The sequence below is a fragment of the Allobosea sp. RIT-PG3_2 genome (assembly GCF_057321085.1).
In genome coordinates, this window is record NZ_JBXWCA010000001.1 from 413,146 (window position 1) to 437,435 (window position 24,290).

Sequence of the window (24,290 nt, forward strand, 5' to 3'; positions counted from 1 at the left end):
TTGGCGTCCGGCTCGGAAATCGGAGATCAGGCGACGGCTTTGCCCTCGCGCACGAGGTTGGTCAGAGGCTCGCCGGCGAAACAGCGCCGGATGTTGTCGGCGATCGTCTGCTGGCGGCGGCGGATCGTGCCGCTCGTCCAGCCCGACATATGCGGCGTCATCACGATGTTCGGCAGTTCATGAAAAGGCAACGAGCCCGGCAGGGGATTCGCGTCTTCGGAAGAGGGATATCGGTACCAGGTGTCGATCACGGCACCGGCGATGCGCTCCTGCTTTAGCGCCTCGTACAGCGCAGCCTCGTCGAGCAACGGGCCACGCCCAACGTTGAAGACGACCGCATTGCGGCGCATCGCGGCGAATGCGTCAGCGCCGACGATCCCTCGGGTTTCCGGGGTGAGCGGGAGCGAAACAACGATCGCGTCGGCCGAACCCCAGAACGCGTCGAGCCGGTCGAGCGTGAAAGAGCGGTCGACGATCTCGGAGGTCGCGACCGGGCTGCGATTGGCGACATTGACCTGCATCTCGAAGGCCTTGGCACGCCGTGCGATCGCCTTGCCGATATGCCCGAAGCCGAGCAGGCCGATGGTCTTGCCGGCGATCTCGCCATGGACGCGGTCGGGCGCGCCCGCCCAATAGGCCCAGTCGCCGCGGCGCAGACGCTGATCGGCATCGGCGAGCGGAATGTGCCGCGCCAGCAAGGCGCTCATCACATATTCCGCGATCGCCTGCTCGTGGCCGAAGCAGTTGCAGAGGCTCGTCTCGGACGGGAGCTTGTCGAGCTGGACCGCGTCATAGCCGGCCCCCGGCACATGGAATAGGCGCAGATTCGTCAGGGCGGGCAAGGTGGCATCGAACTTCACGCCGACGACGACATCCGCATCGGCATAAGCACGGCGATCGGCTTCGGCCTCGAGTTGGTCCGGGAGGACACGGATATCGGCGTCCGATCCCACCAGCCCGGCGAAGCCTTCGCTGAAGGAAGCGGCATTCTCACCATGAAAGACGATGCGCATGATCGGCGGCTCTCTTTACGTCAGGTATTTAGCAGCGGCTCTAGGCTGCAATCCAGCAAGGAAGGGTCGATTGCGGCCTCCATCTCGTCGAACATGCCATCGACGAAGCCTATCAACGCATCGGAGGCCGCGACGGCCCGGTCGCCATGACGCGTCGCGATCGCGTTCAGCACGGCGATATGGTGGTCGATGGTGCCTTCCAGCCCGACACGATGGGGCATGTAGTTGTGATAGATGAAGCCGATGCGCCGGAAGATCGTGTGCAGCGGGCGCAGCGTATGTTCCAGGAAGGGCTCGGCCGCCGCCGCCAGCACCATCTGATCGATGCGCCGGTCGAGCGTGTTGAACTCGGCAAGAGTGAGCCCGGCGCGGCGCTCGCGCAGCAGGCGTTCCATGTGCAGCATCTGGTTGCGGTGCGAGGGGCCCGCGCGCTCGGCCGCCAGGCCGATGACGAAGCGCTCCAGATCGCGCCGTAGCTTGAGCAGCAGCCGCTCTCGCGCCAGATCGATCGGAGCGATCTGCAAACCGTGGCGCGGGCGGATGACGATCAGCGTGTCGGCCGCCAGCCGGTTGACCGCGTTGTGGATCGGCGTGCGGCCGAAGCCGGTCAGATCCTGCAGGTCCTGCATGGCGAGAAAGCGGCCCGGCTTGAGCTCGCAGGTCACCAGCATCTCTTCGATGCGCCCATAGGCGAGCTCGAACAGGTTCACGCGGTTTTGCCGCTTCGGCGTCGCCGTGTCGTCGGCTGCAACCAGCCGCGGCTGGTTCTGGCGCTTCGCCATGACCCTGTTCCTCCCGCGTGGCGCTCTGTAGCGGCGCCATCTTGAACGCAACGATAAACATGTTGTGAAATTTTACAAGCGCTCCTATGGTCCCAGACTGCACGGCCATCATCGCCCTTTGGCAGGCCGCGACAAGCGAACAAGGCGCTCCCGAGCTCGTCTCGCCGAAGAGCGCAGCTCCGGGAGGCTGATTTGAAGATCACCGCGATCGAAACGCTGCGGACGGACGAGTTCGCCAATGTGCTGTGGGTACGGGTGCACACCGATGCCGGCATCGTGGGTCTCGGCGAGACCTTCTACGGCGCCGCCGCCGTCGAGGCACATCTGCACGACACGCTTGCGATGCGCCTGCTGGGCAAGAACCCGCTGCATATCGAGGCGCTGCACAAGGAAATGACCAACCTGCCGATGGCGCAGGCCTCGACCGGCGTCGAATCGCGCGCCACATCGGCGGTAGACATCGCGCTCTGGGACATCTTCGGCAAGGTCTGCGGCCAGCCGGTGCATCAGATGCTCGGCGGGCTCTGCCGCGACAAGCAGCGCATCTACAATACCTGCGCTGGCTACAAATATGTCCGCTCGCAGAACATCAAGCCGGTCTCGACCTGGAATCTCGGCGAGACCAGCGGCCCCTATGAAGACCTCGACGGCTTCATGAACCGGCCCGATGCCGTCGCCGAGAGCCTGCTCGAAAGCGGCATCACGGCGATGAAGATCTGGCCCTTCGATCCGCCGGCGATCGAGAATCAGGGGCTGTACATCACACCCGAGCAGATGCGGAAGGCGATCGAGCCCTTCGAAAAGATCCGCAAGGCCGTCGGCGACAGAATGGAGATCATGGTCGAGTTCCATTCGCTCTGGAACCTGCCGACCGCGATCAAGATCGCCCGTGTGCTCGAGCAGTATGAGCCGAGCTGGTACGAGGATCCGATCCGGATGAACTCGCCGCAGGCGCTGGCCGAGTTCGCGCGCTCTACGACGGTCTCTGTGACCGCCAGCGAGACGCTGGGCTCGCGCTTCCCTTACAAGGACATGCTCGACCGCGATGCGATGCATGTCGTCATGGCCGATCTCTGCTGGACCGGCGGCTTGACCGAAGGGCGCAAGATCGCTGCGATGGCGGAGACCTATCACCGGCCCTTCGCGCCGCATGACTGCATCGGACCGGTCGGCTTCATCGCCGCGATCCACGCCTCCTTCAGCCAGCCGAACACGCTGATCCAGGAATCGGTGCGTGCCTTCTACACCGGCTGGTACAAGGAGCTCGTCACCGAGATGCCCGTCATCAAGAACGGTTACGTCTACCCGATGGAGGCCCCGGGGCTGGGCGTCGAGCTGCTGCCGGCAGTCTTCGAACGTCCGGACCTGCATCATCGCCGTTCGAGCCTGTGAGGATTCCGGGATGACCAATCCGCTTTTCGATCTCACGGGTCGCACTGCCCTCATCACAGGCTCCTCGCGCGGCCTCGGGCGGGCGATGGCGGAAGGTCTTGCGGCGGCCGGCGCAAGCATCCTCGTGAACGGTACCGACCCTGCCCGTGTCGGTGCCGCCGTGCAGGAGATGCGTCAGGCCGGCTTCGAGGCCAATCCTGCCGCATTCGACGTCACTTCGGAGGAGCAGGTCGTAAATGCCTTCGCCGGCTTCGACGCGTCCGGTGTCACCGTCGACATCCTGGTCAACAACGCCGGTATTCAGTTCCGCAAGCCGATGGTGGAACTGGCGACAGCGGACTGGCAGCGCGTGATCGACACGAACCTGACATCGGCCTTCGTGATCGGACGGGAAGCTGCGAAGCGGATGATCGCGCGCGGCCACGGGAAGATCATCAACATCGGCTCGCTGACCAGCGCCTTGGCACGTGCCACCGTCGCCCCCTACACCGTCGCCAAGGGCGGCATCAAGATGCTGACCCAGGCCATGGCGGCCGAGTGGGCAGAGCACGGCATCCAGGCCAATGCGATCGGCCCTGGCTACATGCTGACCGATATGAACCAGGCGCTGATCGACAATCCAGCGTTCGATGCGTGGGTAAAGAACCGCACGCCGTCCAAGCGTTGGGGCAGGCCCGACGAGTTGATTGGGACGGCCGTATTTCTTGCTGCGCCCGCGTCGAATTACGTCAATGGACAAATCATATATGTCGACGGAGGGATGATTTCCGTTCTGTGATACTGGAATAGCTCAGAATGGGCGCGACCTCGGCGCGAAAGCCCCGCGCTGCCGGACGCTCGGCTGCACGCGGCACAAACGCGGGAACCGGACGGAGCGAGCGGCGCTTCGATATCTCAGAGGCGCTCCTTGGCGAGTGCGTCGAGCGCCTGATCGAGACCTCGGCTCGATAGGGGCAATGCCAGCTCACGACCGGCCGCGTCCTTGAACAGGATCCGGCCCTGCTCGGTCGCCTTGCGCCACTGCTTCAGCACATCGTCGCCTGGAACGACGTCTGCAAAACAGCCGGTCGGAAGGCAACGCCGCCAAGGCAAGTCGACCGGCTTGGCATCCTTCTCGCCCATGAAGATCTGCACGCTGCTCGGGAAGGAGACGCTGGCCGGCATGACGGCGGTGATACGCACCGGCTCGCCGTTCGCGAGCCGCCCGAGGGCGACCTGCGCAAGCGGGGCCTGCTGGCCCTGCGCCTGAAGAACCTGCGCAACCTCACAGACCCGCGCCGCCCTGGCTGCGTCGACGATGCGCTGGCAGCGCAGCGTCCAGTCGCCGAAGCTCGCCGTCGTGACTGTGGGCTCCGATGAGACCGCAGGGATCGACGGCGGGGCAGCGGGAGGCGCCGCTGCCGGCTTCGCCGGGCCGTTCTGCGCGAATCCCGAGCCAATTGAGGCCACGACCACTCCAAGAGTCGCCAAGCCCAAAATCATCTGCTTCGCCTGCACAGCCCACCTCGACACCGTTCCGTCTCACCCCAGGCGACGACGGCGTTTGCATCAGGGCACTCGGCCCTCGGCAGACGCCCGCTGACGTAAATGAAGCGGGCGGCGAGTTGCTTTTCTGGCGAGGCGACCTTCCAGACGCCCGGATGATGGGCGCATCAATTCTCAGATTGCTCTTCTATGTGCAATATGATTGTCAAAAATGGTCACTTGCCCGCGCCGGCCATGCGGGGTCTTAGACGACGGGCTGCCCGGATCGGCCCGCAGGCCCACAAGATCGCCGCTTCACGGCATTGCCAGACGTCTTCGTCAGCAAGATTGGCTGCCCAATGCCTCAGGAGCCATTTCTCGGCCGAGCAACGGCAAGCCTGACCCAAGCGTCTCTGTGCTTGCCTGCGTCCGTTCGAAGGCATCGTCGATGATTGCAAGCTTCAGAGCCTGGAAAGCGGCGTACTCCAAACGAAAGGTTCTCGACAGCCAGATCGCCGAATGGCCTGGCGCTCCGCACCAGCCTAGCCCACCAAGAGCCGCGGCAGCCGAGAGGGTGCGCCCCGTATGCGTGCGGGACAGCGATAACGGGCGAGCCAGGGATGAAACCGAACTCACATTCGTCATCGCCCTCTCCTCGTCGAAGGAGGCATCTGCGCTCAGACCCGCGATCAACCGATCCATCAGGCTTCCGCCGTCGTCGACGGATGCGAACGCCGCGTAAGTCGGCGCAGGGGCCCGGATCTGCTCGGATGTTAAGAGTCTCTCAGCCACGAGCGGCGCCAGCTCGGACAGAAGAGGATGCCCTGCTTCCGTCCAGCGCAGCGCACGATTGTCGCCATCCAATGCGTCCAGTGCTGTCAGATGGAGGACATACCACTCGATCAGCGCTCCCAACGTCGCGCCGGCTGGCTCAACCAGCCCGGCGCCGTTGCCCGCGCCGCGGTTGACCGGCTGTATCAGGCCGTACTGGAGCGCCTGCGCGAAGAAGGCCGTGGCCGTGTTCCGGCTGGCCAATCGATAAGCCAACACGGCATCAACAAACTCCTGCCGTGTAATCCCGAAGCGCCCTGCCCTCGCCGCTTCAAAAAAGCGCCAGAAGGCCGCATGGCACATCAGCCAACGCTGCTGTGTAGAGAATTGGGAAGCGAGGCGCGGAGCGATCGTCTGCACCCCAACAAATCCCGATGCGAGCCGATGCACGACACGGTGGAAGCGACGATCAGCCAGCCAATCCTGCGCTTTCGATTCCAGTGACTGCGATTCCAATGATTGCATTCGCTGCCCCCGCAAATACGAACGAACCTGCTGCCGCAACGTGCGCCTAGCACAAAATGCACATGTTGGAGAAAACTGAGAAACCGAAAGCAAACCTGAATCGAACGTTTGCCAGCCTGTGCGCGCCAGCGCTGCTCAGGCGGCTCCTTCCACGGTGCCGTGGAGCAGGGCTCGAACCATACCGCGATAGCGAAGTATCAATTGGTCAGGCGGAATTGGCGGCAAGCTCTGATTGGTACCGCGTGCACCGTCAGCCAATAGTTGAGCCAGATCGGCAGGACTTATTCCCGCCCTGATCTTAACAAGGGCCTTCGCCTCAAGCTCCTCGATGAAAGAGGCCAGCTCAGCTTGAAACGCAATCGCCGACGCGACCATAATATCGCGGCAGCGACGAAATGCCTGATCATTGATCTCGACCGCATGAGGCGACCTGGCCAGCCGGCGCCGCGTATCTCCATAGCGAACGTCAAGGATCGTCGCGAGCACGTCGACCGTGCTTTGCCCACTGACCAAAGCCGATCGAGCGGCGCTCATGCCAAGATCGACTGCGTAAGCGTTACCGTTCTCGATCAAAAATCGAAAATCTTGCTCTTATTTCTAAAATAGTTATACAATGTACGACGCGTTACATCTACCGATTTGGCGATGCTGATCATCGTAAGGTTAGCATGGCCGTGATCAAGGAACGCCCGCTCCAGCCTTGATACCAGCTCTGTTCGAGTGACCATCAAACCCGCCTAATCGACTTCCGGATCATCAAGTGGGAGCTATGCTCCCCGTCAGACGATTCAGCCGACTGATACTTGTCGCGGTTTTTTCCAGACCGCAATGCAAGTTGGTTCTCGAGCTGAGCCGACAGTCACGAGCGCCGCAATGGGTCCCTGATCTCGTTACCCGGAAGGCGTCCGCCACTTGAGGCAGGCGGACGACGCGGCCGCCCGGCTCCGGAGAGAGCCGACCATCGGGATATTCAAAGAGCAGCGGCCGCATGGCAGGCGCTCGTTAGCGCGTCGCCATGCGGCCGGCAGCAAGCTCGTCATCAGTCACGAGCCTTGGTGCTCGGGCGGCCAGTCATTCACCTGAGCAGATCAGGAGATGCACCGGTATCGCGCCTCAAGCCGTCGGCAACAGCGAACAAGCAGTGCGGGCCTTGCGCGTTTCGGTCTCGTCGATGTCCGAGCCATCCTCGCTGAGCACGATCTTGTAGAGGCTCTGCGCCGCGCGGGCGGAGACCAGTCCCTGCCGGACGTCTCGCAGAACAGCCTTGGGCGCACGCTCGGCCGGATCGCCGAAACCACCGGCGCCCGCTGTCCGCATGCTGAGCACATCGCCTTTCCGGAGAGGATATGTCCCCTTGGAGTGCAGGTTGCGCTCGCCTGGCTGGCCCGGGTTCAGGATCGTGGCCCCCAGAGAGCCCGGCAGCCCGCCTTCCAACCCGTAAGGCGCGTTGACATAGCGGTCGCCGAGGTTGGTCACGAGTCCGGCCTCGGCCAACAGGCGCACGTCCTTGCGTACCGCCATGCCACCCCGGAACCGCCCTGCCCCCCCGGTATCAGGTATGAGTTCCATCCGCTCGACAAAGACCGGCGCATTCATCTCCTGGACCTCGACCGGTGTATTGGTGCCGTTCGTCGGAGAGGTCGTGGCCTCCTGACCGTCGCGGTGGCGGTGCGCTCCGACGCCGCCGATTGCCGTCATCCAGGCGAGGAAAGGCTTGCCGGTATAGGGGCTGACAAAGCCGCTGACCTTCGGGTTGCAGAAGCCGGAGCTGGCAGCGATCACGCGGTCGGGCACGATCTGCGCAAGCGCGCCCATCACCACCTCGTAGATGCGGTTGGCGTTGACGGCGCGCGCGCCGCTGGCCGCTCCCGGATGGGGATTGACGTAGCTGCCCTTGGGCGCCCGGATCTCGATGCAGCTGATGATGCCGAAATTCTGGGGCGAGCGCGGGAGCGTGACCGCCTTGATGGCCGCAATGCAGTAGGATCGCGTGTACTGCATGTAGGCGTTGATGCCGGCCGGCCTCTGTGGGCCGGTGCCTTCCCAATCGCAGATGATGCGACCGTCCTCGACGGTGAGCGCAAGCTGAAACGGCACGGGCTCCGTGCCCGGCCCGACATCATCGAGTACGTCGCTGAAATGGTAGGTACCCTTGGGTAGCTCCGCGATCGCTTCGACCATCGCGTCACGGCTGCGCGAAACGATGTCGCGCATGCAGTCGGCGAGTTGCGTGGTCCCGTATTGCCGAGCGAGCGCCTGCATGCGGGCGACACCGGTCATGTTCGCCGCATATTGGGCATGCAGGTCACCGAGAACATCCTTGATGCGGACATTTCCCTCGATGATGCGCAGGATTTCCCGGATCGGCTCCCCTGCCTTGTAGAGAAGGACGGGCATCAGCTTGATGCCCTCCTGGCAGGTTTCGCTGACGCCGACCACTTCCTCGCTGCCCGGCGCACTACCGCCGACATCGATATGGTGGGCGATATTGACGGCGTAGCCGATCAATTCGTCGTCATGGAAGACAGGCGTGACCATGAAGAAGTCCGGAAGATGCCCGGAGCCGATCGTGGGGTCGTTGCAGATGACCGCGTCGCCCGGTCCAAGAGTGCCTTTCGGGTAGTAGTCGAGCATCTGACGAACGGTGAACGCCATCGAGCCGAGATGGCCAGGGCTGTAGTCGCCCTGTGCGATCATATTGCCCTCGGCATCGAAAACGCCCGTCGAGAAATCGGAGCCTTCGCGCACCGTCATCGAATATGCGGTGCGCAGCAGCGTGCTGCCCATCTCGGCTGCAGTGGAGAGAAGGCCGCCCCACACCACCGAGAACGTAACTGGATCGATCGTGCTCATCGCGGTTTCCTCAGTTCAGCGTGGTGATCAGGTTGCCGTGGGTGTCGACAGTGGTTTTGCTTTCCGGAGGCAGGACGATGGTCGACTCCCGCTCCTCGACGATGGCAGGCCCGGCAAAGACATCGCCGGCGCTCAGCGCGTAGCGGTCATAGACGTCGCACAGCGTGAATCCGGCGGTCTCGGGGAACCAGACCTGACGCTGGCCGCGCCTGGCCCGCTCGACACCTCCGTGCAGCTTCGGCAGTTCGTCCATGGTCAGCGTCTTGCCGACGGCGATCGCGCGCAACCGCCAGTGAACCGCGACGATCGTCCAGTCGGGATCGAACGTTCGGGCGCCATAGGATTTGGCGTAGGCGGCGTGGAAGGCCTCGCGAAGCATGTCGAGATCGGACTCCGCGTAAGGATAGGCTGGCAGATCGACGGCAATCTCGAAGCCTTGGCCAGCAAAGCGCATGTCGCAGCTCGCCGAGAAGCTCTGCCTGTCGCGCGGGACGCCGGCATCATCGAGCTGCCCGCGCGCCTGTTCCTCAAGGTCACAGTAGAGGGCGTTGATCTCGTTGATCGCGCCGGCGTCAAGATTCATCACCTGGGTGCGCGCCAGATCCAGAGAGGTCTCCGCCATCAGGAGCCCGACGGCGGACTCCACGCCCGCGGCGCGCGGGAAGACGACCTTCGGGCAGCCGAGCATGCGTGCGAGGCGGGTGCCATGGACCGGGCCGGCGCCGCCGAACGGCACAAGCGCGAACAGGCGGGGGTCCTTTCCGCAATTGATCGTCACCGCGCGCGCGGCCTGCGCCATCTGTGCGGTTACGATCTCGTGGATGCCCCAGGCAGCCTGCATGACGTCGATGCCCAGCGGGACGGCGACGTCCCTCTCGATCGCCGTAAGGGCCGCTTCGCTGTCGAGCTTCATCTCGCCGCCGAGGAAGTAGTCCGGATTGAGATAACCCAGCACGAGATCGGCATCCGTGACGGTCGGCTTGGCGCCGCCGCGCCCATAGCAGGCCGGACCGGGCACGGAACCCGCGCTTTCGGGGCCGACAGCGATCGCGCCGAGTTCGACCTTGGCGATGCTTCCGCCTCCCGAGCCGATCTCGATCAGATCGACCGCCGGAATGCTGACCGGCAGGCCGCTACCCTTCTTGAGGTGGGTCATGTCCACCTCGAACTGGCTCGTCAGCAACGGCTTTCCATCCTCGACCAGGCAAAGCTTAGCGGTGGTGCCCCCCATGTCGAAGGAAATGAGATTGTCAGTGCCCGCTGCGGGTGCGAAGCGCGCTGCCGTCAGGACGCCGGCGGCTGGGCCGCTTTCGATGATGCGGATCGGAAAGCGCTTCACCGTCTCGACGGTCGCCACGCCGCCGTTGGATTGCATGATCAGCATCGGCACTTGCGCGCCCAATGCCCGCAGCTGCCGATCCAGCCGCTCGATGTAGCTGGCCACCCCGGGCATGACGTAGGCATTCATGACCGTCGTGCTGGTCCGCTCGAACTCCCGATAGAGAGGCGAGACCTCGCAGGAAATCGACACCATCAGATCGGGGGCGTCCTCCCGCAGAATGTCCGCGACGCGCTTTTCATGCGAAGGGTTTGCGTAGGAATGGAGGAAGCAGACTGCCACGGCGACCACGCCCTTCTCGACCAGTTCCCGAGCGATCGAGCGGACCCCGTCCTCGTCGAGCGCGGTCTCGACCTCTCCGGTCCAGAGCATCCGTTCGGCGACCTCGAACACAAAGTCCCGCGGAACCAACGGCGCCGGGCGCCCCGCCATGTTGTCGTAGAGCTCGTACCGCTTCTGGCGGCCGATCAGGATCACATCACGAAAGCCCTTGGTGGTGATCAGCGCGGTCGGCGGGCCCTTGCGCTGAATCACGGTATTCGTGGCGATCGTCGTTGCATGAACGACTTCGGCAATCTCGCTCATCGGTCGGCCGCTCTGGGCCATCCGGGCCTTGAGGCCCTCGATCACGGCCTCGGCCGGATCGGCCGGCGTGCTCAGCACCTTGCCTATCTCAAAATGCCCCGTAGCCGGGTCGAGCACTGCAAAATCGGTGAATGTGCCGCCGATATCGACGCCAACGCGCAAGCCCATCGCAGGGACCTCCAAATGGAACGGCTTCGAGCCGGATCAGTGAGCAAGACTGGGCGCGAGGCCCGATGACGCAGAGGCGGAGGCCGAGACATGCTCTCCGCCGAGGTAAGCTTCCCGGACCGCCGGGTTCTCGCGCAGTTCGTCCGCGCGGCCTTCCATGATCACGATGCCGTTGCGCAGGACGTAAGCGCGGTCGACCAGCTCGAGTGCCTTGTTGGCGCTCTGCTCGACCATGAGGATGGTCAGACCTTGCGACTTCCAACGCGCGAGGATCTCATAGACGCGGTCGACCATCAGTGGGGACAGGCCCATCGAAGGTTCGTCGATGCAGAGGATTAGCGGTTTGCGCAGCCAGGCCCGCGCCATAGCGACCATCTGCTGCTCGCCGCCCGACAATGTTCCGGCGAGCTGGTCGAGCCGCTTGCCGAGCCAGGGAAACTCGGCGACAGCCGCCTCGACGTCGCGATCGAGTTGCTGGCGGGGCACATGGCGCCGCGCATAGCCACCCATCAGAATGTTGTCGCGGACCGTAAGCTCGGCAAACATGCGCCGACCTTCCGGGATCGAGGCAATGCCCTGATCGATCACTTCGGCCGTGGAGCGTGCCTCCAGAGGTCGTCCATACAGCAACACCTCGCCGCTGCGCGGCGTCGTCAGTCGCAACACCGTCTTGATGGCGGTGGATTTGCCGGAAGCGTTGCCGCCGAGCACCGCAACGGCCTCGCCGCGGCCAACCTGCAGGGAAACGCCGAAAAGAGCCTGGACCGAGCCATAGAAGACGTCGACCCCCTTGAGTTCGACGGCCGGGCTGTCCGGCTCCCCCGGCATCGCAATCTCGGGCTGGTGGTCGATATGACCTTTCACGACAATGGAACTGCGCGCATTGCCGCCTTGGCCGAGATAGGCCGCAGCCACTTCCGGGTTGGCGAAAGCCCGATCGGGCTCGTCATCGACGATGATCTTGCCCTGCGCCATGACGATCGTGCGCTGCGTCAGCTTGCGGACGATATCGAGTTTGTGCTCGACCATGACGATCGCCATCTGGGGAAAGCGCTGGCGCATATCGATGAGCAGGTCGGCGAGCTCGTGGCTTTCCGTCGGATTCATCCCGGCGGTCGGCTCATCGAGCAGCAGCAGATCCGGAGATGTCGCCAGCGCTCTGGCGATGTCCAGGCGCCGCCGGTTCGCATAGGAAAGGCTATGCGTCGGACGATCGCGGCGCGGCCAGAGACGCTCCCCGAACATCTTGAGGATCTCCTCGACCTTTTCGTCGGCCTCCCGGGTTGCCGTTCGATATGCCGCGAGGCCGAAGATCGCCCCGAGCGGCTCGGTGAGATGTCCGAAGCGGGATCGTTGACGACCACCGCCTATAAGGCCGCGTTGCGTGCCCACGCGAGCGCTCTCGGCGATCGTCAGCGCCGGAAAGACGCGGCTGGTCTGGAAGGTGCGGGCGACGCCCAATGCGGCGATATCCTCCGGCGCCAGCCCGTCCAGACGATGCCCCTTGAAGCTCACGGACCCGCCGGTCGGCTTGACGAAGCCCGTAACCGCCTGGATCAGCGTCGACTTTCCGGCGCCATTGGGCCCGACGATGCCGACAAACTCGCCGGGGGCCACCGACATATCGACGCCGCCGATCGCTTTGAGCCCGCCGAAGCTGACCTTCAGATCGGTCAGCTCGAGGTTGGGATTTGGGTTCATGGCTCGTGTCCCGTGCATCAGCGGACTCCGGCAATCCCCTGCGGGCGGAACCGCAGCGTGAGGTAGAGGACTGCCCCGAAGAGGATCATGCGGAACTCGGCCGCATCGCGGAGCATCTCGGGCAGGACGATGAGCGCGGCAGCGCCGAGCAGCGCTCCCGTCAGGTTGCCAAGGCCTCCGAGCACGATGATGGCAACCATCAGGAACGAGGTGTCGAGCCGGAAGCTGTCCGGGCTGATGAAGCGCTGCAGAAAGGCGAAGAGGCCTCCAGCCAGACCGGCGCAGATTCCGGCCATGACGAAGGCGGTGACGAGATAACGCCGCACGGGCAGCCCGGCCGCATGGGCCGCGACGCGGTCTTCCCGGATCGCGCGCCAACTCAGCCCGACAGGCGATGCGAGCAGGCGCCCCACGACGAGCACGGCCACGATCAGCAGGCCGACAGCCAGCCAATACTGTGTCGAGACCGACGCCATCGACACGTCCGGCAGAAAAGACAGCGAAGGGCGGGGTATGCCGAAGACACCGTTGGGGCCGCCCGTGACATCGGTCCAGTTGAGCAGGACGAGCCAGATCAGCACGCCAATAGCGAGAGTGGCGAGCCCAACGACATGCCCGGTCAGGCCGGCGCAGACGAGGCCGACGATCCCGGCCAGAGCGGCGCTGACAGCCGCCGCCGCCAGCAGGGCGAGATCGGCTGGTGCCCCCTGCTTTGCGCTGAGAGCAGCGACATAGGCCCCGACGCCGAAGAAGCCGGAGAAGCCGAGGAACATGATGCCAGCCGCGCCCGAAAGCATCGTCAGCCCGGCCGCCAGCAGTCCGAAGATCGCGATCAGCAGCGCAACCTGAATGACATAGGCGGAAACCGGCAGGAAAGGCAGGACCAGGCAGGCCGCGACGCCCAGGGCCAGCAGCGGATAAGGCAGGTTCAGCCCGCGGATCTGCGGCAGCGCCTGGCCGCCCTGCCCGATCAGGATGCTGGTCGAGGGCATCACACCGGAAGCGCCCCGCGAGCCGCCCAGCGCGTCGAGCCGCTTGTCACCAAACAGGCCTTGCGGCCGGAAGGTCAGGATGACGAGCAGGATGCCGAACGCAACCATGTCGCGGAAGCCTTCGCCGACATATCCGACTGCGAGCGCCTCCAGGATGCCCAGCAGAAGGCCGCCGGCGACGGCGCCGGGAATGCTCGCGAGACCGCCGAGCAAGGCCGCCGTAAAGCCCTTGAGACCGAACGGCACACCCATCTGCGGATAGACGGTCTGATAGTACATTGCGACCATGACACCGGCGACGGCAGCCAGGGCCGCACCGAGGCCGAAGGCAAGCAGGCGCAGGCGGTCGGTTCTAACCCCCATCTGCCGGACGGCATCCATATCCTGCGACATGGCGCGCAGCGCCCTGCCCGCCCAACTCCGCGTCAGGAACAGATACAGCGCCACCATCGAGGAGAGAGAGATCACCAGGATCGCTGCGTCCATGCCGGTGACATAGGCTGCGCCGACAACGACGCTGTAACCCGATAGCGGGTTCGGAAATGGATGTGCTTCCGGCGTCCAGATGATCTCGGCCGCCTGATCGAGCATGAAAGTGATCGCAAGCGTCGAAAGCAATGGAGCAATCCAAGGCGCATTCTCGAGCGGGCGCAGCGCCACCCGTTCGATCAGCATGCCGACTGCGGTGGTGAGCGCCACGGAACAGAGAGCAGCCACCGCCAGGGGCAGCCCGAGGCGCACGCCGGTATAAGCAAAGAAGGCGCCGAGCATCAGAAGGGAGCCCTGAGCGAAGTTGATCAGGTTCGTCACGCCGAAGATCAGCGAGAAGCCGATGGCGACGAGCGCGTAGACGTTCCCGATCACCAGCCCGTTCAGGATCTGGCTGAGGAATTCGATCATGGTTGCGGCATCCTCTCTGAAGCCGGCGCCAACAGACGGTCAGTTGAAGGGTTCGTAACCCTTGCCCTTCACCACGATGTAGTTGATCTGCCGCTCGCCAAGGTCGCCGGAGCCTTCGTATTTCAGGCTGCCGCTGACGCCCTGGATCGGCGCCGCGGCGGCGATCTGGTCGCGCACGGCCTGGCGGGTAAGCGGCTTGCCCGCGGCGGCCAGCTCCTTCATCGCGCTGGTAACGATCAGCATCGCATCCCAGGTGAAAGCCGAGTAATAATTCGGCTCCTTCCCGAACTTCGCCTCATAGACCTTCGTGAATTTCACCGCTTCCGGCGCCGAAGCCAGGAACAGGGTAGGCATCACGACGCCCTCGGCGGCACCGCCGGCCAGTTCGATGAACTTGGGGTCGTTGAGGGTATCCGTGCCGGCAACCTTGAGGTTCGGCTCGGCCTGGCGCAACTGCTGCATGAACAAAGCCGATTCCGCATAGTGGCTCACAAGGAAGATGCCATCGGGAGCCGCGGCCCTGATCTTGGTGATCAGCGGGCGGAAATCGCGGGTCTCCGGGATCATCGCCTCGGACAGCACGACCTCGGCGCCCAATTCCTTGAGGCGCTTGCTCATCATGGTGTTGGTCACCATACCCCAATCGTCCTTGAAGTAGACGATCGCGATCTTCTTCATGCCGAGCTTCTTGAGCAGCATGTCGGCATGGGGCTGCACCATGGAAGCGTGTGTGGGCGTCGTGCGGAACTGGTAGGGGCTGATCTTTACATAGTCCGGATGACCGGCCGTCGGCGCCACCTGGGCGAGCTTGGCTTCCGCGAGAATAGGGCCGGCCGCCATCGATTCCGTCGAGGTCTGCCCACCGACCACTGCGAGCACCGCCGCATCCTGCGCAAACTTCTGGGCCAGCGTCGCCGCCTCGCGCGGGTTACCCCGGCTGTCCTCGACGCGAACCTCGATCGGACGCCCTCCGATTCCGCCTGCCCCGTTCAGCTCATCGGCGAACATCGTCGCCGCCTCCTTGAAGCGCACCCCCAATGCCGAGCGCTCGCCGGACATCGGACCGAACAATCCGATGACGATCGGCTCGGCGGCTTTCGCCGCGACATGCGCCGATCCTGTCAGCGCAAGCGCAACGGTCGCGCCGATCAAAAATGCAGAACCCTTCATGTGACCCCTCCCAGGGCGATGAGAACCATCGACTGAAAGTTTATTGACTAAACTAATTGGATCGCAAGCGAAAAATATAGACGCCCGGCGACCGCCCCATCGACAGCGATGGGAATACCACTTCAACATATTGTAAAATCGACTTTAATTCAGATTTTATCACCGACAGCAGACCGCAGAACGAGATGGAAGATGCCGTTAAACTGAACGTTAAAGGCCTAAATTTCGGGCGCTCGCGCTTTCTAGAATTCGAGCACCAAGCCCCGACTTACTAAACATTCCTCTTGATCGTCAGCGGAGAATGGCGTTTGGTTGCGCCATGACGAGACCTAAGAAAATGCCCGCCTCTACGGCCCGAGATTTCGAACTGTTCGACGAGCGCATGCCCGTCCGACGCTACAAGTTACTTTTGCAGGCGTTCCTGAAGCGCCGAGGCACCGGCGCGCGCCAGGCGATTGCCGAGTCACTCGGCCACACGCGCAGCTTCGTGACGCAGATCACCAGCCCAGCCTACGATCTCGCGATCCCGGGGGGACAAGTCCGAGCGATTGTTAAGCTCGCGGAGCTGACGCCAGAAGAGGAGCGCATCTTTCTGGAGGCCTATGTCGAAGCGCATCCCGAACGCGCCGCAGAAGTTTACGCGCAAGCGGATCGTTCCTTGAGCATCGCGCTTCCGGACCTGGGCGACCCCGCCGCGCAGGCGCGGCTCGAGACCCTCATCCGCCGCCTTGCCGAAAGCGCGATCGAGAGCTTCGTGGATGAAGCCCGTTCCCAGCAGATCGACGACGCCGCATGAACATCGATCTGACTCACAGGGGCACGATGCTGAGCGTGCTCGCGCGGGACCCGCGCGACCGCACACTCGGCATCGCACTCGCCTCGAGCTCGATAGCGATCGGTTCGCGCTGCCCCCACCTGGAAACGGAGCAAGCCGCCATCGCGAGCCAAGGCTTCACCAATCTCAAGGTCGGGCCGCTGGCGCTGGATCTGGTGCGTTGCGGATTGACCGCCGCGGAGGTTCTGGAAGCGCTGCGTCAGCACGACCGCTGGCTCGAATATCGTCAAATCGGGATTCTGACCGCCGACGGACAGATCGGCGCGCATACGGGCAGCGAGGCAACCGGCTGGGCGGGGCATCGGATCGGCGATGACCTGCTCTGCCTCGGCAATGGCCTTGCGCTGGGCGCGGCGGCGCTGGACGCCGTGGCAGAAGGCTTCGCCGGCACGCCATCCGGAACGCTGATGGCCGATCGCCTGTTGACCGGCCTGGAGAGCGCCAGGCGGCTGCTGGGCGACAGCTTTCCGATCAACTCCGCCTCGCTTCTCGTCCGCTCGCCTGGTGCAGAAAGCCAGATCGACCTGCGCATCGACCTGCCGAGCCGGTCGATCGAAGACGGCGGTGATGCTCTTGCCGATCTGCGCCGTCTCTACGGCGAGTATCTGCCATTGGTCGACACTTACGCCGCCCGCTCGGTGGCACCTCGCGCCTTCTGACCCAAGCTGGGAGATCGCCCATGACGTTCACGATTGTCGCCCGCTGCCCTGAAACCGAATTGCTTGGCGTCTGCCTTGCGACCAGCCCACTCGCGGTGGCTTCCCGCTGCCCGCATGTACGTGGCGGCGTCGCGGCAATCTCGTCGCAGTGCCATTCCGATTGGCGGCATGGCCTGACCGGCCTCGAACTCGCCGCCAAGGGGTGGAGCCCCGATGAGATCCTCGTCGCCTTGCGGCACAAGGATCGCTTCTTCGACTACCGCCAGATCGGCATTGTTACCGCCGATGGCTGTGCGGCTGCTCATAGTCCCGTAAACGGGGCCGCACATACCGGCCACCGTGTCGGCGAGGGCTTTGTCGCAATGGGCAACGGACTCGCCGGCCCCCAAGTCGTGGACGCCATCCACGATGCGTTCGTCGCGAACGAAGCCATACCGTTCTTCGAGAGGTTGGTGCGGGCGATCGAGGCAGGCGCCGCCGCGGGCGGAGAGCCGATCGGTCACAAATCCGCCGGACTCATCGCCTGCGCTCCGGACGTGGAGAGGCCCTTGATCGATCTGCGGGTCGACATGGCGAACCCATTGCCGGCCGAGGGAGGAGATGCGGTACGCGACCTGCGCCGCATCTTCGACGCCTATGAACCGCTCGTGCCGTACTATGCGGACTATTGGCTGGATCATCCCGATATCTCCTATGCGCAATTCCTGGATCTCGACAGCCGGAGGCCGTGAGCGTCCGACCGCTGGGCGATCGGCTTGTGTCGAGTCTCGGAGAGCGATCGATCGGCACCGATGAATCCGAGGGCCTGCACAGGCTGAAATTCCATGGCCGAGCAGCCCCATCGCTGCGAGCCGCAATTGTGATAGTTGGCCAAGCCATACGAAGTGAGATCCGAGCGGGCCTTGAGGGAGCATGACGTGAAGAAGCTCATCAATGACCCGCGTCAGGTCGTCAGGGAAATGCTCGAGGGCGTCGTCGCGCTCCATCCTGAACTGGCCCTGCTGGCGGAACACGACGTCGTCATCCGCAGCGATCTCCCCGAACCGGCCCGGCGCGGTGTTGCGGTGATTTCCGGGGGTGGTGCTGGGCACGAACCAGCCCATGCAGGCTATGTCGGCGCGGGCATGTTGCACGCCGCCGTCGTGGGGGACGTATTCACCTCGCCCTCCGTCGACGCGGTGCTTGCCGCCATCGATGCGGTCGCGGGGCCGTCGGGAGCGGTCCTGATCGTCAAGAACTACACCGGCGACAGGCTCAACTTCGGCCTGGCTGCGGAAATCGCACGAGCAGGCGGCATCCCTACCGAGATCGTGGTCGTGGCGGACGACGTCGCCCTCCGTGAGCGGGTGCTAAAGGAACGAAGCCGGGGAATCGCGGGCACGGTCCTGATCCACAAGATTGCGGGAGCGCTGGCCAAACAGGGGCAATCCCTAAACGAGGTCGCCGCAGCAGCGCGGGCTGCGGCCGACTCCGCTAGGACCATGGGTGTGGCACTCGGTGCCTGCACGATTCCGGCGGTCGGTGTCCCGAGCTTCGAACTGGGTGACGACGAAATCGAATTCGGCCTGGGCATACACGGCGAACCCGGCATGGTGCGGCAGAAAGTCGATTCCGCAGATGCCATCACGGACCGGATGTTGGATCTCGTCCTCAAGGATGGCGGCTACGGTGATGCCGCACGCGTCGCTCTGCTCATCAATAATCTGGGTGGCACCACGCAGATGGAGCTGTCCATTATCGCGCGGCGTGCCCTCGCCTACCTGCGCGAGCGAGGCCTGGTGGTCGAACGCGCCTGGGCCGGTACCCTGTTGAGCGCGCTCGAGATGCCGGGCTTCTCGATTTCCGTCATCGCTGTCGACGACGAACGGCTCGAACTCCTGGATTGGGCTACTCAGGCTTCAAGCTGGCCGGGGCCCGGGATCATACCGCGGACCACGGCCACAATTCCTGCGGCGAAGCCGGACGTTGTGAAGGATGTGGTGACTTCGGCCGACAGCCTTGGTGCTGTGGCCCGAGCGGCCGCGCTCGCCTGTGCGGAAGCACTGGAAGCGGCCGAGCCACGCCTGACCGAGTTGGACAGGAAGGGGGGCGATGGAGACCTCGGAGTCAGCATGTGTCGCGCCGCAGCCGCGATCCGTACCTGCTGTGCCTCCGACAGTTCCGCCAGTGCTGCAAGCGTGCTCTTCCTTCTGGCCAATGAGTTGCGACGCGCGATTGGCGGCAGTTCGGGACCGTTCTACGCGGTAGGCCTTTTGCGAGCGGCACGCCGTCTCGCCGAGGGGCCGAGCACCAGTCTCGCAGACTGGGCCGATGCCTTTGCCAGGGGCGCCGAAGCCGTTTCCGAGCTTGGAGGCGCACGCGCCGGTGACAGGACGATGCTCGATTCTCTTCTGCCGGCGGCAGACGCCCTGGCCGACGCGGCTCGTCGGAAGCTGCCTCCGGCCGAGGCGTGGCGGCTGGCAGCGGATGCTGCAGCGGCTGGCGCAGAGGCTACGGCAGCGATGCAGCCACGCCTGGGGCGAGCGAGCTATCTTGGAGAACGTGCACTGGGTTCACCAGATGGCGGAGCCGCCGCGGTTTCGACCTGGCTCGACGCGATTGGCCATCGTTCGCGCGGGCTGTTGTTGGCGCCCTGAAGCCGACTGCGCTCGCCGATGCCGCCGATTGCTGCAAGCATGAATGTGCGCTGACTTAACAATCCGCCACTGGGCCGTACAGCCGGACAAAGGACTTCACCGAGTTGCGATAAGCCGGATCGACAGCGCCGCCTTTTCGATACGTCACGATCGCAGGAGAGTGCCGATCCACGCGGCCGCGCTACGCAATGCGACGAGGTCGATGCCGGTTTCGATACCCTTCGCTGCGAAGTGAGCCGCGAGCCGCTCCGTGGCCAGATTGCCGGCCGCTCCCGGCGCATAAGGGCATCCGCCCGTGCCCCCGATGGCGCCGTCGAAAACGCGCAGACCGAGCCGCCAGGCCGCCTCGACGTTGCCGAGCGCGCGCCCGGAGGTGTCGTGGAAATGACCGGCCAATTTCGTGGCGGCGGCAACGCGCAGGGCCGCTTCTATCATCTGCGCAGTACGGTCCGGAGTGCCTCGCCCGATCGTGTCCGAGAGCGCGATCTCCGAGCAGCCGATGGCGAGGAGTCGCGCCGTGACTTCGGCGACTGCTGAAGGCGCGATCTCACCCTCGTAAGGGCAATCAAGCGCGCAAGAGACGTAGCCGCGTACCGGCACGCCTGCACTTCGAGCAAGCGCCAGCACCGGCTCGAAGCGGGAGATGCCCTCCGCGATGCTGCAGTTCGTGTTCTTCTGAGAGAAGCTCTCGGAGGCGGCCGTGAATACCGCCAGTGCCTGCGCACCGGCTGCGAGCGCCGCTTCCGCTCCGCGTTCATTGGGCACCAGCGCAGAATATGTCACGCCCGGCCGCGGGAACAGGCAGCGCATCACGGCGTCATGGTCCGCCATCTGCGGCACCCAGCGCGGCGAGACGAAGGCAGTCGCCTCTATCCTGGCGAGGCCGACGCTGGCCAGCTTGCCGATCAGGGCGAGCTTGTCGGCGGTGGCGATCGGGACCTTCTCGTTCTGCAGCCCGTCGCGCGGACCGACCTCGACGATGACAACCTCACGATCTGCCATCTCAGGCGCCGAGATAGGCCGAGCGGACGCGCTCGTCGCGAAGCAGCTCTGCGCCGGTGCCTTCGAGCGTGATCGTGCCGGTCTCGATGACATAGGCCCGGTCGGCTACGGCAAGCGCCTGATTGGCCATCTGCTCGACCAGCAGGATCGTCACTCCCTCCTCGCGCAGCCGGCGGATCACGGCAAAGACCTCGCGCACGATCAAAGGTGCCAGGCCGAGCGAGGGTTCATCAAGCAGGAGCAGCTTGGGCCGGCTCATCAGGGCGCGCGCGATCGCCAGCATCTGCTGCTCGCCGCCCGACAGCGTACCGGCAAGTTGGTCCCGCCGCTCGGCCAGCCGCGGGAAGATGCCGAAATAGCGCTCGATATCGGCGGCGATGCCATCGTCGTCCCGACGGGCATAGGCACCCAGCACGAGATTGTCGCGTACGCTCTGGTCGCCGAAGACCATGCGCCCCTCCGGCGAATGGCCGATGCCGAGACGCACGCATTCGTGCCCCTTGATGCCGGCGATGTCGCGCCCCTCGAAGCGGATCGCGCCGCCGGCGACCTTCACCAGCCCGCCGACAGCCCGCATCAGCGTCGACTTGCCTGCGCCATTGCCGCCGATCAGCGTGACGACTTCGCCCTGCCCGACGGACAGAGAGATGCCTTTCAGTGCCTCGACCGCGCCATAGCGGACCTTGAGCCCCTCGATCGCGAGCATGGTCATGCGGCGTCTCCGGTCACGGCAGCGTCGTCCTCGGCGCCAAGATAGGCGGTGACGACCTTTGGATCCTTCCGGATCACCTCCGGGCGCCCTTCGGCGATCAATGCGCCGTAATCGAGCACCAGCACATGCTGCGAGATGCCCATGACCAGATCCATGTGATGCTCGATCAGCAACACGGTGACGCCGGCCTGCTGGATGCGGCGGATGACCTCGCCGAGTTCATGCGTCTCCTGCGGATTGAGCCCGGCCGCGGGCTCGTCGAGCAGCAAAAGCTTCGGCCGCGAGGCGAGAGCGCGGGCGATTTCGAGCCGACGCTGCAGGCCATAGGGCAGGCTTTTGGCGGGCTCGTGAGCGCGCTCGCCGAGGCCGAGGTCGCCGAGGAGCGCCAGCGCGTCGGCGCGCGCCTTGGCCTCGACATGACGGCTCGATGGCAGGCCGAGCAGCGAGGCGGCAAAGCCGGTCTCGATGTGCAGATGCGCACCGAGCAGGACGTTGTCGAGGGCCGAGAGATCGCCGAACAGCTTCAGGTTCTGGAAGGTTCGGGCGATGCCGAGCGCAGCGACGCGATGCGCCGGCAGGCCGACCGTTTCGTGCCCCTGGAACCTGATCGAGCCGCCATCGGGCACGACATGGCCGGAGAGCAGGTTGAGCAGGGTCGTCTTGCCGGCGCCGTTCGGGCCGATCAGCGCATGCACCTTGCCGGCACCGATCGCGAAGGAGACGTTGCGAACCGGCACGATGCCGCCATAGGCCTTGTAGAGGTCTTTCACGACCAGGATTTCACCGCCCGCCAACGCCGCCGGCGCCGCGGCCAGAGCGCTGTGGCCGGCGACGCCGGGCAGGCTCCGGTCACGCCTGCCCCAACGCTTCGCAAGGCCCGAAACCGCGCCGGCGATGCCGTTCGGCATCAGATAGAGCGAGAACAACAGCAGGGCGCCGTAAGTGAAGTGCTGCAATGCCGGCCAGCGCGCCAGCCAGGCGTCGAGCAAAGTCAGGATCACCGCGCCGAAGAGCGGGCCGTAGAGCGAGCCCGAGCCGCCGAAGATCACCACCACCAGCAGGAAGATCGACAGGTTGAAGGTGATGAAGTCGGAGTTGAAATACTGGTTCTGCTGCGCGACCACGGCGCCGGCGAGCGCGCAGGTCACGGCCGAGATGACGAAGGCCAGCGTCTTGGCGCGCACCACCGAGATGCCGACCGACTGCGCCGCCGGCTCCGCCATCTGCACCGCGAGGAAGGCGCGGCCATAACGGCCGGCGAGCAGCGAGCGCAGCATCAGATGGGTCGCGATGCAGAGCGCGCCGACGAACCAGACCCAGTGCAGGTTGGTGAAGCTGGTACCGCCGAGCGAGGGGGCGTTGATGCCGTAGAAACCGGCCTGGCCCTTGAAGATGTCGGTCCACTCCGTGACGACCTTCTCGACCACGATGCCGAAGCCGATCGTCACCATGGCGAGGCTCGGCCCCGAGACGCGCACCGACGGCATGGCGATGACGAGGCCGAAAATCGCGCCGAAACCGCAGGCCAGCACCAGCGAGAGCCAGGGATTGATCCCCCATTCGATATTGGCGATCGCCGCCGTATAGGCGCCGACTGCGAAAAGGCCGGCATGGCCCAACGATTTCTGGCCGGCATAACCGACGAGCACGTTCAGCCCGGCGGCTGCGAGATAGTTCACCCCGATGGTGAACAGGATCTGCAGGTGGAAGTCGTTGAGGGAAAGATAAGGCACCAGCGCGAGCGCCGCCGCCAGCGCCCCCACCCCGATGGCATGGCCGAGCGCGGGCATCAGATCTTCTCCACGCTGCGCGCGCCCATCAGCCCGCCGGGCCGGACGACCAGCACGATGATGATCAGCAGGAAGATGGTGATCTCGCGCATCTCGGCACGCCAGAGCCCGACCAGCGCCTCGACCACGCCGAGCAGGAAGCCGCCCAGCATGCAGCCGCGCGGGCTGGTCAGCCCGCCGACGATCGCGGCAGAGAACGCCTTGAGCGCGATGCCGAGTCCGATGAAGACGGAAGCCGTTGTGATCGGCGCGATGAGGATGCCGGCGAGCCCCGCCAGGCCCGACGAAATGACGAAGGCGAGGATAACGATGGTTTCGACGTTGATGCCGACGATCGCAGCCGCCTGCGGGTTGAAGGCGACGGCCCTGAGCGCCTTGCCGAAGCGCGTCTTGCGCAGGACGATGTCGAGCCCGATCATCACCGCGACCGCGACGACCGCGATCAGGACCTCCTGCGGCCGGATACCGGCGCCGGCGATGCGCCAGACCTCGCTACCGAGCGGCGACGGCACGGCGATCGAAGCCGGGCCCCAGATCGCCAGTGCGGTGTTCTGCATGATGATGCCGAAGCCTATCGTGCTCAGAACCCAGTTCAGCCCCCCTGCCCCGACGAAGGGCTTGATCGCGCAGTAGTACAGCGCGACGCCGATCGCGCCGACCACGACGACGCTCGCCACCGTCGCCAGCCCATAGGCCGTGAGCGTCATCTCCTGCTGCGAGAGATTGCCGAAATGCGGCTTACCGGCAGCCAGCAGCAGGAGCGAGACGCCGACCAGACTGCCCGGCACGAGGAAGGCGCCCTGGCCGAAATTGAAGGTCTTGGTCGTGGCATAGGTGATGTTGAAACCGAGCGCGATCAGCCCGTAGATCGCGCCTAGCGCCAGACCGCTGGCCAGAGCCTGAAGAAAAGCTGTCATGGTCTCTCCGCGAGCCGGCTGTGCCGGCACCGAACCTTGCGATCTGACATCACGCCCTCGTCCCGGCTTTGTGCAACGCTTCGG

At 64.7% G+C, this 24,290-nt stretch carries 21 protein-coding genes; 6 read left to right on the forward strand and 15 right to left on the reverse strand.

The window, feature by feature from the left end:
• Positions 1-26: 26 nt before the first annotated feature.
• Both AC2FAN_RS01800 and AC2FAN_RS01805 read right to left on the reverse strand, forming a co-directional pair.
• Positions 27-1,013 carry a 2-hydroxyacid dehydrogenase gene (locus AC2FAN_RS01800; protein WP_265053140.1) on the reverse strand — a complete coding sequence of 329 codons (987 nt, stop codon included), beginning with the start codon at positions 1,011-1,013 and terminating at the stop codon, positions 27-29.
• Between the two features lie 20 nt (positions 1,014-1,033).
• On the reverse strand, positions 1,034-1,795 hold the full coding sequence (locus tag AC2FAN_RS01805) for a GntR family transcriptional regulator (RefSeq protein WP_485172497.1): 762 nt from the start codon (positions 1,793-1,795) through the stop codon (positions 1,034-1,036).
• A 192-nt stretch (positions 1,796-1,987) separates the two neighbouring features.
• On the opposite strand from AC2FAN_RS01805, the gene AC2FAN_RS01810 reads away from it, so the two are divergent.
• Positions 1,988-3,187 carry a mandelate racemase/muconate lactonizing enzyme family protein gene (locus AC2FAN_RS01810; RefSeq protein WP_485172498.1) on the forward strand — a complete coding sequence of 400 codons (1,200 nt, stop codon included), beginning with the start codon at positions 1,988-1,990 and terminating at the stop codon, positions 3,185-3,187.
• Positions 3,188-3,197: 10 nt separating this feature from the next.
• Positions 3,198-3,965, forward strand: a complete 768-nt coding sequence (locus AC2FAN_RS01815; protein ID WP_485172499.1) for an SDR family oxidoreductase — start codon at positions 3,198-3,200, stop codon at positions 3,963-3,965.
• A 116-nt stretch (positions 3,966-4,081) separates the two neighbouring features.
• Here AC2FAN_RS01815 and AC2FAN_RS01820 read toward each other — a convergent pair whose 3' ends face one another.
• From AC2FAN_RS01820 to AC2FAN_RS01860, 9 genes are all read right to left on the reverse strand, one after another.
• Positions 4,082-4,636 carry an invasion associated locus B family protein gene (locus tag AC2FAN_RS01820; protein ID WP_485172500.1) on the reverse strand — a complete coding sequence of 185 codons (555 nt, stop codon included), beginning with the start codon at positions 4,634-4,636 and terminating at the stop codon, positions 4,082-4,084.
• Between the two features lie 354 nt (positions 4,637-4,990).
• Positions 4,991-5,947 (reverse strand): hypothetical protein, encoded by a 957-nt coding sequence (locus AC2FAN_RS01825; protein WP_485172501.1) that lies wholly within the window; start codon positions 5,945-5,947, stop codon positions 4,991-4,993.
• A 135-nt stretch (positions 5,948-6,082) separates the two neighbouring features.
• A complete protein-coding gene (locus AC2FAN_RS01830) occupies positions 6,083-6,520 on the reverse strand; it encodes a hypothetical protein (protein ID WP_485172502.1) in 438 nt (145 codons plus the stop codon).
• Complete coding sequence (locus tag AC2FAN_RS01835; protein ID WP_485172503.1) at positions 6,517-6,675, reverse strand: TetR/AcrR family transcriptional regulator; 159 nt, start codon at positions 6,673-6,675, stop codon at positions 6,517-6,519. Before AC2FAN_RS01835 ends, AC2FAN_RS01830 begins: the two co-directional genes overlap by 4 nt.
• 385 nt (positions 6,676-7,060) lie before the next feature.
• Complete coding sequence (locus tag AC2FAN_RS01840) at positions 7,061-8,800, reverse strand: hydantoinase B/oxoprolinase family protein (RefSeq protein ID WP_485172504.1); 1,740 nt, start codon at positions 8,798-8,800, stop codon at positions 7,061-7,063.
• Between the two features lie 10 nt (positions 8,801-8,810).
• Positions 8,811-10,892 carry a hydantoinase/oxoprolinase family protein gene (locus tag AC2FAN_RS01845; RefSeq protein ID WP_485172505.1) on the reverse strand — a complete coding sequence of 694 codons (2,082 nt, stop codon included), beginning with the start codon at positions 10,890-10,892 and terminating at the stop codon, positions 8,811-8,813.
• Positions 10,893-10,928: 36 nt separating this feature from the next.
• The gene (locus AC2FAN_RS01850) at positions 10,929-12,593 is read right to left on the reverse strand and encodes an ATP-binding cassette domain-containing protein (protein ID WP_485172506.1); all 1,665 of its coding nucleotides are present in this window, start codon (positions 12,591-12,593) and stop codon (positions 10,929-10,931) included.
• Positions 12,594-12,610: 17 nt separating this feature from the next.
• Entirely contained in the window at positions 12,611-14,485 is a 1,875-nt protein-coding gene (locus tag AC2FAN_RS01855; protein ID WP_485172507.1) for an ABC transporter permease, read from the reverse strand.
• 39 nt (positions 14,486-14,524) lie between these two features.
• Positions 14,525-15,655 carry an ABC transporter substrate-binding protein gene (locus AC2FAN_RS01860; protein ID WP_485172508.1) on the reverse strand — a complete coding sequence of 377 codons (1,131 nt, stop codon included), beginning with the start codon at positions 15,653-15,655 and terminating at the stop codon, positions 14,525-14,527.
• 337 nt (positions 15,656-15,992) lie between these two features.
• Here AC2FAN_RS01860 and AC2FAN_RS01865 point away from each other — a divergent pair, with 337 nt between their 5' ends.
• The 4 genes from AC2FAN_RS01865 (at position 15,993) to AC2FAN_RS01880 (ending at position 19,785) form a co-directional block, all read left to right on the forward strand.
• Positions 15,993-16,451: a hypothetical protein gene (locus AC2FAN_RS01865; RefSeq protein WP_265053128.1), complete on the forward strand. Its 459-nt coding sequence runs from the start codon at positions 15,993-15,995 to the stop codon at positions 16,449-16,451.
• Positions 16,448-17,149: a DUF1028 domain-containing protein gene (locus AC2FAN_RS01870; protein WP_485172509.1), complete on the forward strand. Its 702-nt coding sequence runs from the start codon at positions 16,448-16,450 to the stop codon at positions 17,147-17,149. Before AC2FAN_RS01865 ends, AC2FAN_RS01870 begins: the two co-directional genes overlap by 4 nt.
• 20 nt (positions 17,150-17,169) lie before the next feature.
• Positions 17,170-17,880, forward strand: coding sequence for a DUF1028 domain-containing protein (locus AC2FAN_RS01875; protein ID WP_485172510.1), 711 nt, complete (start codon positions 17,170-17,172; stop codon positions 17,878-17,880).
• 186 nt (positions 17,881-18,066) lie between these two features.
• Positions 18,067-19,785, forward strand: coding sequence for a dihydroxyacetone kinase family protein (locus AC2FAN_RS01880; protein ID WP_485172511.1), 1,719 nt, complete (start codon positions 18,067-18,069; stop codon positions 19,783-19,785).
• A gap of 144 nt (positions 19,786-19,929) precedes the next feature.
• Here AC2FAN_RS01880 and AC2FAN_RS01885 read toward each other — a convergent pair whose 3' ends face one another.
• The 4 genes from AC2FAN_RS01885 to AC2FAN_RS01900 are packed head-to-tail and all read right to left on the reverse strand — an operon-like array spanning position 19,930 to position 24,206.
• The gene (locus AC2FAN_RS01885) at positions 19,930-20,787 is read right to left on the reverse strand and encodes a hydroxymethylglutaryl-CoA lyase (protein WP_265053124.1); all 858 of its coding nucleotides are present in this window, start codon (positions 20,785-20,787) and stop codon (positions 19,930-19,932) included.
• A gap of 1 nt (position 20,788) precedes the next feature.
• Positions 20,789-21,493, reverse strand: coding sequence for an ABC transporter ATP-binding protein (locus AC2FAN_RS01890; protein WP_265054813.1), 705 nt, complete (start codon positions 21,491-21,493; stop codon positions 20,789-20,791).
• Between the two features lie 2 nt (positions 21,494-21,495).
• Positions 21,496-23,289, reverse strand: a complete 1,794-nt coding sequence (locus AC2FAN_RS01895) for a branched-chain amino acid ABC transporter ATP-binding protein/permease (RefSeq protein ID WP_485172512.1) — start codon at positions 23,287-23,289, stop codon at positions 21,496-21,498.
• A complete protein-coding gene (locus tag AC2FAN_RS01900) occupies positions 23,289-24,206 on the reverse strand; it encodes a branched-chain amino acid ABC transporter permease (protein ID WP_485172513.1) in 918 nt (305 codons plus the stop codon). Before AC2FAN_RS01900 ends, AC2FAN_RS01895 begins: the two co-directional genes overlap by 1 nt.
• Positions 24,207-24,290: the final 84 nt, after the last annotated feature.

Excerpts from the sequence above, each read along its gene's own strand:
- AC2FAN_RS01835 (WP_485172503.1), bottom strand. The coding sequence starts at position 6,675 with ATGGTCACTCGAACAGAGCTGGTATCAAGGCTGGAGCGGGCGTTCCTT.
- AC2FAN_RS01890 (WP_265054813.1), bottom strand. The coding sequence starts at position 21,493 with ATGCTCGCGATCGAGGGGCTCAAGGTCCGCTATGGCGCGGTCGAGGCA.
- AC2FAN_RS01895 (WP_485172512.1), bottom strand. The coding sequence starts at position 23,289 with ATGCCCGCGCTCGGCCATGCCATCGGGGTGGGGGCGCTGGCGGCGGCG.
- AC2FAN_RS01815 (WP_485172499.1), top strand. The coding sequence starts at position 3,198 with ATGACCAATCCGCTTTTCGATCTCACGGGTCGCACTGCCCTCATCACA.
- AC2FAN_RS01805 (WP_485172497.1), bottom strand. The coding sequence starts at position 1,795 with ATGGCGAAGCGCCAGAACCAGCCGCGGCTGGTTGCAGCCGACGACACG.
- AC2FAN_RS01840 (WP_485172504.1), bottom strand. The coding sequence starts at position 8,800 with ATGAGCACGATCGATCCAGTTACGTTCTCGGTGGTGTGGGGCGGCCTT.
- AC2FAN_RS01885 (WP_265053124.1), bottom strand. The coding sequence starts at position 20,787 with ATGGCAGATCGTGAGGTTGTCATCGTCGAGGTCGGTCCGCGCGACGGG.
- AC2FAN_RS01855 (WP_485172507.1), bottom strand. The coding sequence starts at position 14,485 with ATGATCGAATTCCTCAGCCAGATCCTGAACGGGCTGGTGATCGGGAAC.
- AC2FAN_RS01845 (WP_485172505.1), bottom strand. The coding sequence starts at position 10,892 with ATGGGCTTGCGCGTTGGCGTCGATATCGGCGGCACATTCACCGATTTT.
- AC2FAN_RS01865 (WP_265053128.1), top strand. The coding sequence starts at position 15,993 with ATGCCCGCCTCTACGGCCCGAGATTTCGAACTGTTCGACGAGCGCATG.
- AC2FAN_RS01875 (WP_485172510.1), top strand. The coding sequence starts at position 17,170 with ATGACGTTCACGATTGTCGCCCGCTGCCCTGAAACCGAATTGCTTGGC.
- AC2FAN_RS01850 (WP_485172506.1), bottom strand. The coding sequence starts at position 12,593 with ATGAACCCAAATCCCAACCTCGAGCTGACCGATCTGAAGGTCAGCTTC.
- AC2FAN_RS01860 (WP_485172508.1), bottom strand. The coding sequence starts at position 15,655 with ATGAAGGGTTCTGCATTTTTGATCGGCGCGACCGTTGCGCTTGCGCTG.
- AC2FAN_RS01900 (WP_485172513.1), bottom strand. The coding sequence starts at position 24,206 with ATGACAGCTTTTCTTCAGGCTCTGGCCAGCGGTCTGGCGCTAGGCGCG.
- AC2FAN_RS01825 (WP_485172501.1), bottom strand. The coding sequence starts at position 5,947 with ATGCAATCATTGGAATCGCAGTCACTGGAATCGAAAGCGCAGGATTGG.
- AC2FAN_RS01870 (WP_485172509.1), top strand. The coding sequence starts at position 16,448 with ATGAACATCGATCTGACTCACAGGGGCACGATGCTGAGCGTGCTCGCG.
- AC2FAN_RS01800 (WP_265053140.1), bottom strand. The coding sequence starts at position 1,013 with ATGCGCATCGTCTTTCATGGTGAGAATGCCGCTTCCTTCAGCGAAGGC.